Source organism: Novosphingobium sp. Sphag1I (assembly GCF_056279125.1).
The window spans coordinates 1-14,447 of the sequence record NZ_JBWBQS010000020.1; the positions used below are offsets into that span (position 1 = coordinate 1).

The window sequence follows — 14,447 nt, forward strand, 5'->3', positions numbered from 1 at the left end:
GCCTGCGCCGAGGCGAACCCTCTGAAATCTTTGATGCGCTGCGCCGCAAGCGGCTCCGCTGAATGGTTCGAATCCCTTCGCCCGCTCCCGCCTTTTCGACAACAATGCGATTGCAGGCCCAGTCACGGCCGGCGAAATCCGTGCCCCCTTTCACAACATGTTGAGGCGGCGCAGCAAGGCCCGCGCCGCCTCACGCCGATCAGGCCTTCAACCTCTGCGCATGCCATGCGACATGCTCGGCCATAAATGTCGAGATGAAGTAATAGGAATGGTCATAGCCCGGCTGCGTCCGGATCGTTACAGGCTGACCAGCCTTCTCACAGGCATCGACCAGCAACGCCGTCTTGAGCTGCCCCTCAAGGAAGCCATCAGCCTCTCCCTGATCTACCAAAAGGTCGGGCAATCGCGCGCCGTCCTCGATCAAGGCAACCGCGTCATACGCGCGCCACGCCGCCCGATCATCGCCCAGATAGCCCCCCAGCGCCTTTTCACCCCAAGGGCATGACAGCGGCGAAACGATCGGGGCGAAGGCCGACACCGAGCGAAACCGCTCAGGATTGCGCAACGCGATGGTCAGCGCGCCATGGCCACCCATCGAATGGCCTGTGATGCCCTGACGCCCCAAATCGACCGGGAAATTCTCGGCCAAAAACGCGGGCAATTCGCTCTCGATATAAGAGCGCATGCGAAAATGCCTGGCCCAAGGCTCCTGCGTTGCGTCGACATAGAATCCAGCGCCTTTGCCAAAGTCATAGGCTTCGTCATCGGCCACATCGTCACCACGCGGCGACGTGTCGGGCGCCACAAATATCACGCCCGCCTCGGCGCAGGCCCGGCGGAATTCGCCCTTTTCCGTCACATTGGCATGGGTACAGGTCAGGCCGGACAAATACCAAAGGACCGGCAATCGCTGGCCCGGCTCATGGTCAGGCACAAAGACGGAAAAGACCATGCGCGTGCCGGTTTGCGACGAATCATGGGCATACACACCCTGCGTTCCGCCGAAACTGCGGTTGGTACTGATGGTTTCCAGCGTCATGTCATGCCTCTTCCTGCTCCATGGCCACCCCGTTAGCACTAAGGGGGAAATGCCAGCATCCCTGCCAAACAAGGAATCTTACTTCGTATAATCGGGCATACTGTACTGTTCGCTGCTTATTCAAGGGGAACAGGTGCTCCGTTCATCTTATTCCCCCTTGCCTTTGGCCGCTATTCCCTGCACCTCCCGCAACATCTCATTCATCCGGCGTTCACTGCGCGAGCGCCACTCGCCCGATTTGGGGTAGACATTCGAAAGACGAAGGACAGACACGGACATGGCCCGGTCGATTAACTTGCTCAGCCGCACCACCCGCGCGCGCCGTTTCGCGCCCATTGCCCTTGCGTCCACCGCGTTGATGACGCCCGGTGTCGCCTGGGCCGATTGCACGGCCAGCGGAACCACTGTTACCTGCTCGGGCACCTCGGCCGCCTATACGAACACGGCCTCGGGCGTGAATGTCTCTGTCACATCGGGATCGAGCGTTACCGCTCCGCTGGTGATCGGCTCGTCCGGCACGCTGGCCAACGCCGGTACGGTGACCAACACGGGCGCCGTCTATGGCGTTCAATATGGTGACAACGCCACGATCACCAACAATGGCACGATCACCTCGACCAGCAGCACTTCAGGCGCAGGCGCGATCAGTGTGGGTGCGAATTCGACCGTCACCAACAATGCTGCGCTGACCGCCAGTGCAGGCACGCCGGCGGTCAACTTTGGCGTCAACGGCACCTTTATCAACAACAGTTCGGCAACGGCCGCGGTCACGGGCAACATTGTCTATGGCACCAACACCGGGACCAACCGCGCCTATTTCTATAATTACAACACGACCTATGGATTTACCGGCGCCGTCACCGCCAGCGGCAACATCACGGCCGTGAATAATGGCATTTTCACCGGTACGTTCAGCCAATCGCCCGTTTCATCGACAAGCGGCACGTCCAACTCCGTGTCCTTTACCAATGGATCGACCGGCACATACACCGGTGCCTTCATCACGGGTGATACAACCACGCTGTCCAACGCCGGCACGATGTACCTCTATTCGGGCAGCAGCGTCGGTTATTACTATACGACCGGCGGCATCTCTTCGCTGACCAACAACAACACGACGGTCAACACCGACGGGTCGATCACCAACAGCCAGTTGTGGATCGGCACCGCATCGGCACCTGCCAAGGTCACCGTCTATGGCAATTACATTCAGGGCGCCAACGGCACGCTGAACATCGCGGTCACCCCCGCAGGCAGCGCGACGACGACGGCCGGCACCACCTACAGCCAACTTTACACCACCGGCACGGCGTCGCTGAACGGCACGCTTAATCTGAACGTCACGGCGGGTTTCTATCCCACCGGCACGGTGTTCAGCGTGATCCACGCCGATGGTGGAATGAGCGGCGATTTCTCGACGATCACGGTCAACAATGGCACCAACCTGCTGTTCACGACCTTTACCAAGGTCGGCGCCGTAACCAGCACCAGCGGCACCGATTATCAATTCGTCGCCAACCACAATTCCTATGCCACGGTCATGGCCGCCAATGGGGCCAACGCCAACCAGATCGCCGTTTCCAAGGGGCTGGACAAGCTGCTGGTGACGGCCACGGCCAACACCGGTTCGGACGCCGCCGCGCTGCTGGGCACGGTGGACATTCTGAACGCTTCGGATGCCAAGCTGTTTCTCGACCAGATTTCGCCCGAAGGCTATTTGGCCTATGCGACGGCTCTGCGCGATCAGGCCAACATTTTCCATCGCACCATCGACATGCGCATGAAGGATCAGAACAGCGATCACCCTGAAGACGGCTGGTGGCTGACGCCTTCGATGCAGGGCAGCTTCTCGTCGACGGCATCGACCGTTGGTGGTTATCGCACCCGTGACCAGCTGACCGCGATTGCGGCCGGTTATGACTTCTCTGGCCCCAACCATGTCTATGGCCTTGCCGTCAGCCTGTCGTGGGACAAGCTGCATTATGCGCCCAAAAGCCTTAGCGGTACGAACCGTGACTATGCCGTTGCGGCCTATGTCGGCAAGAATTTCGGCCCGTTGCACCTGACCGGTATTGCCAGCTATCACATGGGCAAGCTGAGCACGACCAAGGCGATCACGATCGGCGCCTCGACCCGTTCGGCCTCGGCATCGGCGGGCGAAGATCTGTTCAAGGCCACCGCCAAGGCTGGTTTTGAGCTGAAGGCCGGTGGTCTGGCCATCGAACCCTTCGTCGGCATTGACTTCAACAAGGGCAAGATCAAGAGCTTCACCGAAACCGGTGCTGGCGCGGCCAACCTGACCGTCAACAGCATCAGCGCGGATCGTACAGAACTGCTGGCTGGTGTATCGCTCACTCGTGCCAAGGGCATGTTCCGTCCCTATGCGTCGGCCACCTATCGTTCGCGGATGTCGGGCGCGGGCAACACCGTGACGGCGCTGATGAACGCACAGGCTGATACCCAGTTCACTGTGACCGGCCTGGCCCAGGGCAAGAGCCAGGTTGATGCCAATGCCGGCGTCAACATCGTGTTCGACGACGCCGGTGCTTTGTTCATCGGCTATCAGGGCACCTATCGCACCGATTACATGGCGCATGGTGTCAATCTGGGCATCCGCCTCGAATTCTGATCTTTTGATCTGAATTGAAATTCGTGAAAGGGCGGCGCGTCGGTGCCGCCCTTTTTCGTTGGCCGCGCCCATGCGCCTGTCACACAAGCATCACGCAATCGCCATGAGCATGTCACCTCCACCGCCTATTCAGAGCGGAAGGAGACGCCATGACCGCCCAGATGTTGCCGAGCCGCCGACTGACTGTTCGCCTTGCCCGTGATGGTGACGACCTTCATGCGGTCCAGCATTTGCGGTGGCGTGTGTTTTTTGAAGAGATGGGCGCTGACGCCGATCCGCTTAATGCGGCGCTGCGTTGTGACCGCGATGCCTATGACGCGCTGTGCGACCATCTGCTGGTCATTGACGAGGCGCTGATCGATGCGGGCGCGGCCTCTGCCGATGCGGTGGTGGGCACATACCGCCTGCTGCGCGAAAGCGTGGCGCGGGCGCATTCCGGCTTTTACTCCGGCGGCGAATATGACCTGTCGCGATTGATGGCCCGTGATGGCGATGGCAAGGAATTGCTCGAACTGGGCCGGTCCTGCGTGCTGCCGCAATATCGCACCAGCGCGACGATCTCTATGCTGTGGCGCGGGATTGCCGATTATATCAAGGCCAATCAGATCGGACTGATGTTCGGTTGCGCCAGCTTTCCGGGCACCGACCCCGACCTTTACGCCCCTGCCCTGTCCTATCTCTATCACCACCATCTGGCCGCGCCTGACCAATGCCCGCACGTCCTGCCGGGCAAAGGCGTGTCGATGGAACGCCTGCCGCGCGGTTCCTATGACGAACGCCGCGCCATGTTCCAGCTTCCGCCGCTGGTAAAGGGTTATATGCGGGTGGGTGCGCGGTTTGGTGACGGCGCCTTTATCGACCATGCGTTCAACACGGTCGATGTGTTCGTGGTCATGCCGGTCGACCTCATCGCGGACCGCTATGCCTCACGCTTCAGCGCCGCTGCTTAAGCGCGCGACGATCGAGGCTTCACAGGCGCGGGCCAAAGCCTTGCGGTCCCCCGCCTCGATCGGCTCTTCGAACCAGACTTCCGCCCGGATACGCCCCATGCCAGCCAGGTGCAGTGCATGGGGCAGCAATTCATCATCCCCGATCCAGGCAATGCGGCGCTGATCCTGCGGCGAAAATGCCGTGCCATCGCCATGCGTATAGCGCAGCGTGATCGGCTGCACCCGCGCCGTCCCTTCGCCTATGCCCGGCACCAGAGCGAACAGGCTGGAGCGGAAGGGCAGAACGCCGTCGCCAAGCCCCGTGGTCCCTTCAGGAAACAACACCAGACCGCGCTCCGCCTCCAAATGGCTGGCGAGTTCGGCGGCCTGCGCGGCGGCGCGCCCGCGCCTTTCACGTTCGACAAAGACGCAGCCATATTCCGTGGTCAACCGCCCGATCACCGGCCAGCCGCGAATATCGTCCTTGGCCACAAAGGCGGCCCGCGTGACCAGGCCCAGCACCGGAATGTCGGTCCAGCTGATATGATTGGCGACATACAGCGTGCCCGCAGCGGGCATAGGCGCCCCATGCACCACCACCTTGATCCCAAAGCTTCGCAACAGCAGGCGCCATGCCATCACCGCCAGACCACGCCGCGCACCCCAATGGGCCGGCATCGCCAGCCACGGCAAAGCCAAAACCAGAAACAGCGTCACGCCAACCGCCATCCGCATATAACCCGGCCAACGCGCCACTTTGCCCCAATTCACCCGATACCCCGTTCGAAACTGCGAAATTCCCGCCAAACCCGCCCTCTATGACATTGTGATGACCAATCCCGCAAGGCCACCCAACCTAACGCGCCGGTCTTGCACCCAATCTGGGGATTGCTTCGCGGTGGCGGATCGTTCCGCCCAGCCTTTGCACGATGACGGCAAGCGCGGCCTCGGCATCGGCCTGTGGACCGCATACGAAGATGTCGATGGCGGCCAAACCTTCCTCGGGCCACGAATGGATGGAGATGTGCGATTCGGCCAACAGGGCCACGCCCGTCACCCCCTGTTCCGGCCCAAAGGGATGGAGGTGGACCGACAGGACGTGAACATGCGCCGCCTGCGCCGCTTCTCGCAACACCGCCTCGATCAGCGCCACATCGCACAACCCATGGCACCCCGCCAGATCGGCGATCAGATGCAGGCCGGTGGCGGGCGCAGGAATCACAACAGGCTCTCCACACCATGCCCCAATCGCGCCAATGCGCGTTCGCCCGCCAGAACGCCGTGGTAATGCGCTTCTTCAAACAAGGAGAGGCCCGATAGGTCGGAGTGCGCGCGAAACACCGGGCCATCCATCGCCTGTGCCGCCATCCGCGCCGGATCGCTGCGAAAACCCGCCACCGGCCGCACCATCGCATGGCCCCAGCGCCAGACATCAATCCGTTCTATCCGCCCCTGCAATTCGGGGTTCATGGCCAAAAGGTCATTGGCCACAATCGCCTGCCATTCCTGCAAAGGGCGGGATAGTAACGCCTTGCGCTGCGCTACCGGATCGCCTTGCGACAGGGCCTGATACCATGTCAGCACGCCCGGCCCGTCGCTGACCGAGGAAGTTTGATGATTGGCTACGACATAGCCCAGACTGGCGCTGGTGGCCGAAACATTGTCCCATGCCAAAGGCACGCCATTGCCCCATGGCATACGCGAGACCGCCACATTGGCCACCACCCATGGCGCATAGGTAAAACCCGATTTGCCCGCAAAATCTGGCGCCACATGACGCGCCACGAAATCGGGCATGGCCAGAACCACCGCCTGCGCCCGGATACGCCGCGCCGCATTGGCGCCATGGTCGAACACATCGACCAGCACATCGTCTCCATCGCTGACAACATGCGTAACGCTGTGGCGCGCTCTGATCGCCCCGCCGAGACGCTGCGCCATCAGGCGGGCAAGTCGGGCATTGCCTTCGGGCCAGGTCAATTCGCTATCGCTCACGCCATCGGCGGCCCAGCCCCTGCGCCCGGCGAAATAATGAATGCCCGCCCATGCCGACACCTGCGCCGGTTCGCTGCCATAATCGTCGCGGCAGCAATAGCGCAGGTGGGCCAACAGCGGCGCCGAAGTAAAACCGTTCCCCGCCAGCCATGCAGCGAAATTGATACGGTCCAGCGCGGCAAAATCTTCATCCCGGCTGGACAAGGCCGACGGGCTGGCAAAAGCGGGGCGCCCATCGCGGCCAACGGCTTTGCGAAATGCCTCCATCATCGCGTCAAAACGCCGCCATTGCGCGCTATCCTGCGCCGACAGGCCGGTGGTCGGAACCAACCCTTCCTGCCACTTGCCGCGCCACAACAGGCGCTCCTCCAGATCGGCGCAAAGCTGGAGCGGATCATAGGTGGGCGCGCCTTGCGCATCCTGCCCCGTGATCATCCCGAACTGGCGCAGCATATGGATCAGCGCCTTGGCCTCGCGATTGGGCACGGGCAGGTAATGCGCCCCCCATGGATAGGCCGTGACATGATTGGCCCCGCCGCGCGCATTCCCGCCCGCGACATCTTCCAATTCAAAGAGCGCAAAATCGCGAAAACCGGCCTCCGCCAACCGCCAGCCCGCCGCAAGCCCCGCGATGCCGCCGCCGGCAATGACCAGAGGGATGCGCTCCTCCTGACCATCGAACTGGGGCAATTTGCCATCGCGGATGGCATGGCCGCGCGCCATATCCGGCCCCAACAGCGCGCCGGGGAAAGGCGCTTCCTGCGCTCGGTCGCAACCGGCCAGCAAGGTCATCGCCGCCCCGCCCGCCATGACATCACGCCGCCGCCAAAGGGGGCGATTACCCCTCATAATGGCTCCATTCCTCGGCAAAGCTGCGCACCAGCGCCTGATTGTCGAGGCGGTTTACCGGAGCAGGTCGCCGCGCCATATCGGGCGGAAAATCAAACATCAGCGGTTCGGACACAGGGTTGAGATAACGCAGGCCGCCCGGCAGATGCGCAGGCCCCACCGGCGGCGTATGGGCCGCCAACGTAAAGCCCCATTCGCCAAAGCTGGGCACATAGGTGTGATAGCCGCGCGTCGAAAGACCTGCCGCTTCCAGCGTCTGCGCCACGGTCCAGAAAGAGCGCGGCGCGACCAGAGGCGAGGTCGATTGCACCACCATCACCCCATTGGGGGCCAGCAGGCGGGCGACCTGCGCATAGAAACTGACGGTATAGAGTTTGCCCAGCGAATATTCGGTGGGGTCGGGAAAATCGATCAGAATCGCATCATAAGTCCCCCGCGCCTCGCGCACCCAGCGAAAGGCATCGGCATTTTCCACGCTCAGGCGCGGGTTGGAGAGCGAACCCCGATTCAGCGCGGCCAGTTGCGGTGTTTGCCGAAACATCCGCGTCATTTCCGGGTCCAGATCGACCAGATGGATTGAACGCACCCGCCCATCGCGCAAAACCTCGCGCGCGGCCAGACCATCGCCTCCGCCAAGGATCAGCACCCGCGCCGGATTGGCCACTCGCCCCAGCACGGGCCAGACCAGAGCTTCGTGATAGCGATATTCATCGCGTGACGAAAATTGCAGATTGCCGTTCAAATAGAGCCGCAGATCCTCGCCCCGGCGGGTCAGCACGATTCGCTGATAGGGGGTCGATCGGGCATGGATCACGCCTTCGCCATAATAGGCGATTTCGGAAAAACGCTGAATGCGCTCGGCCATGAACAGGCCCGCGATCAGACTGGCCGTGACCATCAGTGCCGCCGCCATATCGCCCCCAACGCGCCGCGTCCCCCGCAACACAAAGAGCAAAGCCACCGCGACCGCCACATTGGCAAGGCCAAAGACCAGCCCCGTGCGGATCATCCCCAATTGCGGCACCAGCAGCAATGGAAAGGCCAACGAAGCAATCAACGCGCCGACATAGTCATAGGTCAGCACATTGGACACCAGATCGCGAAAGGCAAAGCGCGAGCGCAGGATGCGGATCAGCAGCGGGATTTCCAACCCCACCAGCGCCCCGATCACCAGCACGATGGCATAGAGCAGCACCCGAAAATCCGTCGCCAGCGGAAAAGCCAGAAACAGGCCCGCCGCGCTCCACCCGCCGATGGCCGCGATCATGATTTCAACGCGGATGAACACGCCGATCTCGTCGCGCCGGACATAGCGGGACAGGAAAGACCCCACCCCCATCGCAAACAGATAGGAACCGATGACGGTCGAAAACTGGGTTACGCTGTCGCCCAGAAGATAGGAGGCAAGCGTGCCCGCCAGCAATTCATAGATCAGCCCGCATGTGGCCACCACCAGCACCGAGAGCAGCAGGATGGCGGCATGGCTTTTCGCATGGCCGAGAGGGGGCTGCCCATCATCTTCCATGCGGATCACCCATGGATGGCCGCCGAAATGATCATGCTCAGCCCCAGCGCCACCGCGCCCGCCAGAATGGCCACGGCCATATTCTGACGCTCAATGATTTCCTTCCACAATTCGCCCGGCGTCAATTTGTCGACCAGAATGAAACTGGCCACAAAAACGATGATGCCCAGCAGCGCGTAAAACAGGGTCGCAGCAATGATACCTGTCGAAAGCATGCAATTCCTCCCCTTACTTGTGCGACGGGCCAAAGCCCCAGAATACGCCCCCGCCGCCATGATGATGGGTGCGTTCGCGCGGGCCACTGTGCTGCGCAGAACCGTCGGCGAACGGATCCCACGCGGCCCATCCCGCCCAACCGGCAAAGCCGAGCAGCAAAAGGCACCACGCAATATGCAGCAACAATCCGCGGCTCATGCGTAATTCTCCCCATAAACGGCGGTCTTGCTGGCGCGATAGGCATAGGTGATCACCCATGGCGCCCAGGCGAGGCCCACGATCATCCAGAACAGCCCCCACGGAAAACCGCCCGGTTCAACCAGAACGCTCAGGCCGATGACTTCCTGTTCCTGTGCCGGAATGCTTTGGGCTGTGTCGATGCCCCATGGGTTGGTGGTGTAACTGGTGGTCGAATAGGTGCTGGCGGAGGGATCGTTCCAGCGCTTGGCCTCTGCCTCGATCATCAGGTCATAGTCGCCCGCCGGAACGCCGCTGAAACGCGTGCTGGTTTCAAGGCTTCCCTCGGACCAGTTGCCATCGGAATCGCGGCCCGCATAATATTCGATGGTCGCGCTGGCCGGGATCGCGGCCTGCGTCGCGCGATTGACCAACAGGTAGTCGAGATCGACCCAGCGGTTGGTGAAATTGGTGGCGTCAACCTTGACCGTCACGAATTGCGCGGAACGGGTCAGATGTACCGGCCCGATGGTCATGCGCGATGTCGGACCATCCACGACCACCCCGCCGCCGCCGCGCACGCCCGCATCGTTTGATGCAAAACCCGCCAGCAGGAAAAAGGCAGCAACAGTCGTGAGCATGGCCACCATCGCCATGGCCCACAGCCCCGCCGGGCCGGAGGAATAGGCAGTGCCCCAAATACGCTGGGCAAAATCGGATGGGCCTCCCGGTTTTTGGCCGCCCGGTTTGGGCCGGGTCGGTTCCGGGCGCGCCAGATCGGGGCCTTCGGGCCGCCGAAACGCATCAATCAACCGTTGAGGGACAGCGACGAGATGCGTCCATTGCACCTCTTCCCCTTCGCGCCATTCGCGCGACAGCGACATATTGCCGCGCTCATAGCTGCGCGCCACCCATGTCTCGCCGGCCTGAACGCGCCAGTAGAATTCGCCGATCACCTTGCTGGTCAGGATCGAAACCGGTTCATCCTCGCCCGAATAGGTGTCGCCGCGCCAAAGGGCCTCACCCCAACGCCCCGTTTCGCGGGGCAGGTCGGTCAGCATCGTGCCAAATTGCCATTGCCCGTCGGAATGGACCAGCCAGCGGTAACCAGCATAGGGGTTGAACAGGAGATATTCGCCCCAGGAATATTGCCCCGCCTGACGACGCAGCCAGCCGATGACTTCCCACTCGACCCCCGACAGCACGCCCCTGCTGCCCAGCGGCAAAGGCAATTGGCGGGCCGCCTCGTGATATTCCTTGATGATGGCGACATCGGGGTTGGCCACGTCCAGCACGCTGCCGCAATATTGGCAGGCGACGGTGACGGTATAACCGGCCGCCTTGACCTCCAGAGCGCCGCCGCAGGAAGGGCAGATGATCGCGCGGCTCACCGCAGGTTCTCCGGGATGGTCCAGCCTTCGATGGCGCGCAGGCGACTGGGCCGCAATTCGGCCAGTTCGATATAGCGCCCGGCATAGGCGGTGGCGCCAACCTTATCGATCTGAACCGACAGGGCCGCGCCCGTGGCGGAACGGAAGTCGATGCTCTGGACCTCCCAATCCTTGGGCGTCGGGAAAGGCAAATCGCCTTCGCCGCCAAGGCAGGTGACGGTTTTGACGTCAGTGGCCTTCAGGCTTTGACCATCCACCTCCACCTCATCCCCCAGCCGAATCGAAGCAGGCAGGCGCGCCGACACATCTTCGCGCTCGGTCAGGATCTGGAACTGGCCCATCGCCTCGCCCAGCCAGCGTGTTGTGCCGTCGGAAAGTTGCATCAGCCATTCGTTCCACGCGCCGTCCGCCCAGCCCCAGCGAACGCGCCCTACCACCGTAAAGCGCGCGCCATCGACCGCCCCGCCCGTACCAAGCTGGATCGGCGAAATGTCATAAGGCAGCACGGCAGCCTTGCCGATGTCCCGCATCCCGTCGCGCGCGATCACCGTCTGGCAATAGGAACAGACGGCATAGGGCATGCCGCCAGAGCGCATGGGCACCGGCGCGCCGCATTGCGGGCAGGCGTTGTTGGCCATGATCGTTCTCTTATTTCACCCGCGAGAGGATTTCGGCCTTTTTGGCGTCAAATTCTTCCTGCGTGATCGCGCCCATGGTCAGCAGCTTGTGCAGTTTTTCGAGCAAAGCGAAGGGATCTTCGGCAGGCGCCGCCGCGCCGCCCAACGCCCCGCTCATCGCACCGGAAAGCATATTGGCCGCCGCCATCCCCGCACCGATCCCGGCAAGGCCGCTGTCGGACGCCGGATTGTCCAGCGCCTGTGCCGCCTGAAACCGGGTATATCCGGCCATATCGCCCAACACCCGCATCGAGGAACCCTTGTCCAGATGGGCCTGAACCTCATCAGGCAGGCTGACGCTTTCGACAAAAAAGCTGAGGCAGGACAGGCCCCACTGAGCGAAAGTCTTGTCCACCTCGACCTTGATCGTGTCAGACATAGCCTGCTGATTGGCGGCAAGGTCGAGGAAGGGGATCTTGCTGGCCCCCAAAGCGGTGGCAATGGCCGTGACGATGGCGCTGCGCAATTGGGTGTCGAGCGTGTCGACCCAGACCTCTGATGTGGTGCCCAGCACCTTTTCAACGAACAGTTTGAGATCGGCCACCTTGAACGAATAGGTGCCAAAGGCGCGCAAACGGATCGCGCCAAATTCGGCGTCACGCACAGTCACGGGTTGCGGCGTGCCCCATTTGCGCCCGGCCTGTTCCTTCAGGCTGATGAACACCACGTCCGATTTGAAGGGCGAGTTGAACCCCTTGTCCCAATTCATCAGATTGGTCAGAATCGGCAGATTGGCCGTTTCCAGAACATGCAGGCCCGCGCCGAAATAGTCGGCAACCTGACCTTCGTTCATAAAGGCGGCGATTTGCCCTTCGCGCACGGTCAATTGCGCGCCGTTCTGAATTTCATTGCCGGACGTGGGAACGCGCCATGCAACCTGTCCTGGCGCTTCTTGCCATTCGATCACGTCGATGAATTGTTTGCGCAGGAAATCAAACATGTCACGCATCCCAAGTTGGTCAGACAGCAGGTGTTATTCTAGAGTAAGACACCGCCCTTGCAAGCATAACCGGACAGGCACTGCATCGCCCCTTCATTTTTGCCCCGATTTCGCGTAACGGCCCGCGCTATGTCTGCTATTTCCGCCCCCCGCACGTCACCGGTTGCCGCGCCCCGCACCTATCGCGTCAAAAGCTTCGGCTGTCAGATGAACGTCTATGACGGTCAGCGCATGGAAGAATTGCTGGCCAGCCAAGGCATCGCCCCCGCCCCCGAAGGCGAGGAGGCCGATCTGGTCGTGCTCAACACATGCCACATCCGCGAAAAGGCGGCCGAGAAGGTCTATTCCGACATTGGCCGACTGGTAAAGGACTGGCGCCGCGAAGATGGCACCGCCCCATTGATCGCGGTGGCCGGTTGCGTGGCGCAGGCCGAGGGTGAGGAAATCATGGCCCGCGCGCCCGTGGTCAAGATGGTGGTGGGGCCACAGGCCTATCACCGCCTGCCCGAGATGATTGCGCGGGCGGTCGATGGCGAACGCGTGACCGACACGGACATGCCCGCCGACGCGAAATTCGCCGCCCTGCCCAAGCGTCGCAGCGTTGGACCCACCGCCTTCCTGACGGTTCAGGAAGGATGCGACAAATTCTGCACCTATTGCGTGGTGCCGTATACGCGCGGGGCGGAAATCAGCCGTCCCTATGCCGATCTGATCACCGAGGCGCAGCGTCTGGTCGAAGCGGGCGCCAAGGAAATCACCCTGCTGGGCCAGAATGTGAATGCGTGGAGCGGCGAGAATCATAAGGGGCAGGCAGTCGGCCTTGACGGGTTGATCCGCGATCTGGCCACGATCGATGGTCTGGCGCGCATCCGTTACACCACCAGCCATCCCAATGACATGACCGACGGCCTGATCGCCGCGCATGGCGAAGTGGAAAAGCTCATGCCTTTCCTGCACTTGCCGGTGCAATCGGGCAGCAATCACATCCTGAAAGCCATGAACCGCAGCCATACGGCAGAAAGCTATTTGCGCCTGCTGGAACGCGTGCGTGAAGCGCGGCCTGATATTGCCCTGTCGGGTGACTTCATCGTCGGTTTCCCCGGCGAGAGCGAAGAGCATTTTGCCGAAACCATCGCGCTGATCGATGCGGTGGGCTATGCGCAGGCCTTCAGCTTTAAGTATTCTCCGCGCCCCGGCACGCCCGCCGCCACGATGGACAACCAAATCGCCGCCGAGGTGATGGATGACCGGTTGAAGCACCTTCAGGACGCTCTGAACCGCGACCAGCATGCGTTCAACCGCAACAGCCTCGGCCGCACCTGCGAGGTTCTGGTCGAACGCAAAGGCAAGTTGCAGAACCAATGGCTGGGCAAGTCACCCTGGTTGCAATCGGTTCATTTCGAGGGCGATTACGCGGTGGGCGATCTGGTTCGCGCCGAACTGGTTCAGGCCGGGCCGAATTCGCTCTCTGGCAAGGTTCTGGCATAAGGAAACCGCCCCCTCCTTGCGGAAGGGGCGGCCCAGCACAGCTTCCCGACCGAAGCGCGCTGTATCAGTAAAAGAACGAGCCATAGACCTGGAGGACGCGGCCCGATCGCAGGTCAATCCGCACCACGTCTCGGCCATAACGCACCCAACGCTGGTTGATGCCCGGAGGCGGCAGACGGTAGGCCATCGGATTGGCAATCCAGTAACGGCGGTGGTAATAATCCGGCGCAAAGCGATAGCCCGGCGTTACAGGGCGATAGGCATATCCGCGCGGGCCGACATAGGCAGGGCCGCGGAAGACATCGCCATGGGCGCGGCGATAATCACGCCAGTCTTCGCGATATTCCTGTCGCGCTTCGCGCAGATCGCGCATGTCACGGCGGGCTTCACGATAGTCGCCGCGCGCCAGATCACGATGGATTTCGCGATGTTCACGGGCGATGTCGCGCTGATCGCGGCGCAATTCATGGGCGCTCTGCGCCGAGGCGGCGGTCGGAGCGATGGTCGCAGCGGCCAGCGCCAGCATCAAAATCTTACGCATCTTACTCTCCTTTGAACTTCGCATGGGACCGTTCCGATGGATTGGGTCTGG

At 61.9% G+C, this 14,447-nt stretch carries 14 protein-coding genes; 3 read left to right on the top strand and 11 right to left on the bottom strand.

All coding sequences use genetic code 11. The features are described from left to right. Positions 1-199: 199 nt before the first annotated feature. The gene (gene fghA / locus ACZ9HU_RS18920) at positions 200-1,039 is read right to left on the bottom strand and encodes an S-formylglutathione hydrolase (protein WP_476107281.1); all 840 of its coding nucleotides are present in this window, start codon (positions 1,037-1,039) and stop codon (positions 200-202) included. 277 nt (positions 1,040-1,316) lie between these two features. Here fghA and ACZ9HU_RS18925 point away from each other — a divergent pair, with 277 nt between their 5' ends. Next, complete coding sequence (locus ACZ9HU_RS18925; protein WP_476107283.1) at positions 1,317-3,668, top strand: autotransporter outer membrane beta-barrel domain-containing protein; 2,352 nt, start codon at positions 1,317-1,319, stop codon at positions 3,666-3,668. 149 nt (positions 3,669-3,817) lie between these two features. Then, positions 3,818-4,618 (top strand): GNAT family N-acetyltransferase, encoded by an 801-nt coding sequence (locus tag ACZ9HU_RS18930; RefSeq protein WP_476107285.1) that lies wholly within the window; start codon positions 3,818-3,820, stop codon positions 4,616-4,618. Here the strand turns inward: ACZ9HU_RS18930 and ACZ9HU_RS18935 are convergent. The 9 genes from ACZ9HU_RS18935 to ACZ9HU_RS18975 form a co-directional block, all read right to left on the bottom strand. Beyond that, positions 4,595-5,368 carry a lysophospholipid acyltransferase family protein gene (locus ACZ9HU_RS18935; RefSeq protein WP_476107287.1) on the bottom strand — a complete coding sequence of 258 codons (774 nt, stop codon included), beginning with the start codon at positions 5,366-5,368 and terminating at the stop codon, positions 4,595-4,597. The two genes, ACZ9HU_RS18930 and ACZ9HU_RS18935, sit on opposite strands and share 24 nt — an antisense overlap. Before the next feature lie 85 nt (positions 5,369-5,453). Beyond that, positions 5,454-5,819 carry an adenosylmethionine decarboxylase gene (gene speD / locus ACZ9HU_RS18940; RefSeq protein WP_476107288.1) on the bottom strand — a complete coding sequence of 122 codons (366 nt, stop codon included), beginning with the start codon at positions 5,817-5,819 and terminating at the stop codon, positions 5,454-5,456. Next, entirely contained in the window at positions 5,816-7,441 is a 1,626-nt protein-coding gene (locus ACZ9HU_RS18945) for an FAD-dependent oxidoreductase (protein ID WP_476107290.1), read from the bottom strand. The genes speD and ACZ9HU_RS18945 overlap by 4 nt, the downstream gene beginning before the upstream one ends. After that, on the bottom strand, positions 7,431-8,966 hold the full coding sequence (locus tag ACZ9HU_RS18950; protein WP_476107292.1) for a polyamine aminopropyltransferase: 1,536 nt from the start codon (positions 8,964-8,966) through the stop codon (positions 7,431-7,433). The genes ACZ9HU_RS18945 and ACZ9HU_RS18950 overlap by 11 nt, the downstream gene beginning before the upstream one ends. A gap of 5 nt (positions 8,967-8,971) precedes the next feature. Beyond that, complete coding sequence (locus ACZ9HU_RS18955; protein WP_476107293.1) at positions 8,972-9,181, bottom strand: DUF350 domain-containing protein; 210 nt, start codon at positions 9,179-9,181, stop codon at positions 8,972-8,974. A 13-nt stretch (positions 9,182-9,194) separates the two neighbouring features. Beyond that, a complete protein-coding gene (locus ACZ9HU_RS18960; RefSeq protein WP_476107295.1) occupies positions 9,195-9,380 on the bottom strand; it encodes a hypothetical protein in 186 nt (61 codons plus the stop codon). Further along, positions 9,377-10,750, bottom strand: coding sequence for a DUF4178 domain-containing protein (locus ACZ9HU_RS18965; protein WP_476107296.1), 1,374 nt, complete (start codon positions 10,748-10,750; stop codon positions 9,377-9,379). Before ACZ9HU_RS18965 ends, ACZ9HU_RS18960 begins: the two co-directional genes overlap by 4 nt. Continuing rightward, positions 10,747-11,388 carry a DUF4178 domain-containing protein gene (locus tag ACZ9HU_RS18970; protein ID WP_476107299.1) on the bottom strand — a complete coding sequence of 214 codons (642 nt, stop codon included), beginning with the start codon at positions 11,386-11,388 and terminating at the stop codon, positions 10,747-10,749. Before ACZ9HU_RS18970 ends, ACZ9HU_RS18965 begins: the two co-directional genes overlap by 4 nt. Before the next feature lie 10 nt (positions 11,389-11,398). After that, a complete protein-coding gene (locus ACZ9HU_RS18975) occupies positions 11,399-12,367 on the bottom strand; it encodes an SPFH domain-containing protein (protein ID WP_476107300.1) in 969 nt (322 codons plus the stop codon). Between the two features lie 129 nt (positions 12,368-12,496). On the opposite strand from ACZ9HU_RS18975, the gene miaB reads away from it, so the two are divergent. Continuing rightward, positions 12,497-13,855 carry a tRNA (N6-isopentenyl adenosine(37)-C2)-methylthiotransferase MiaB gene (gene miaB / locus ACZ9HU_RS18980; protein ID WP_476107303.1) on the top strand — a complete coding sequence of 453 codons (1,359 nt, stop codon included), beginning with the start codon at positions 12,497-12,499 and terminating at the stop codon, positions 13,853-13,855. Positions 13,856-13,919: 64 nt separating this feature from the next. Here miaB and ACZ9HU_RS18985 read toward each other — a convergent pair whose 3' ends face one another. Then, on the bottom strand, positions 13,920-14,396 hold the full coding sequence (locus ACZ9HU_RS18985) for an RcnB family protein (RefSeq protein WP_476107306.1): 477 nt from the start codon (positions 14,394-14,396) through the stop codon (positions 13,920-13,922). Positions 14,397-14,447: the final 51 nt, after the last annotated feature.

Coding starts and splice junctions, on each gene's coding strand:
- ACZ9HU_RS18970 (WP_476107299.1), bottom strand. CDS start 11,388: ATGGCCAACAACGCCTGCCCGCAATGCGGCGCGCCGGTGCCCATGCGC.
- ACZ9HU_RS18985 (WP_476107306.1), bottom strand. CDS start 14,396: ATGCGTAAGATTTTGATGCTGGCGCTGGCCGCTGCGACCATCGCTCCG.
- ACZ9HU_RS18950 (WP_476107292.1), bottom strand. CDS start 8,966: ATGGAAGATGATGGGCAGCCCCCTCTCGGCCATGCGAAAAGCCATGCC.
- fghA (WP_476107281.1), bottom strand. CDS start 1,039: ATGACGCTGGAAACCATCAGTACCAACCGCAGTTTCGGCGGAACGCAG.
- ACZ9HU_RS18930 (WP_476107285.1), top strand. CDS start 3,818: ATGACCGCCCAGATGTTGCCGAGCCGCCGACTGACTGTTCGCCTTGCC.
- ACZ9HU_RS18925 (WP_476107283.1), top strand. CDS start 1,317: ATGGCCCGGTCGATTAACTTGCTCAGCCGCACCACCCGCGCGCGCCGT.
- ACZ9HU_RS18975 (WP_476107300.1), bottom strand. CDS start 12,367: ATGTTTGATTTCCTGCGCAAACAATTCATCGACGTGATCGAATGGCAA.
- miaB (WP_476107303.1), top strand. CDS start 12,497: ATGTCTGCTATTTCCGCCCCCCGCACGTCACCGGTTGCCGCGCCCCGC.
- ACZ9HU_RS18960 (WP_476107295.1), bottom strand. CDS start 9,380: ATGAGCCGCGGATTGTTGCTGCATATTGCGTGGTGCCTTTTGCTGCTC.
- ACZ9HU_RS18955 (WP_476107293.1), bottom strand. CDS start 9,181: ATGCTTTCGACAGGTATCATTGCTGCGACCCTGTTTTACGCGCTGCTG.
- ACZ9HU_RS18945 (WP_476107290.1), bottom strand. CDS start 7,441: ATGAGGGGTAATCGCCCCCTTTGGCGGCGGCGTGATGTCATGGCGGGC.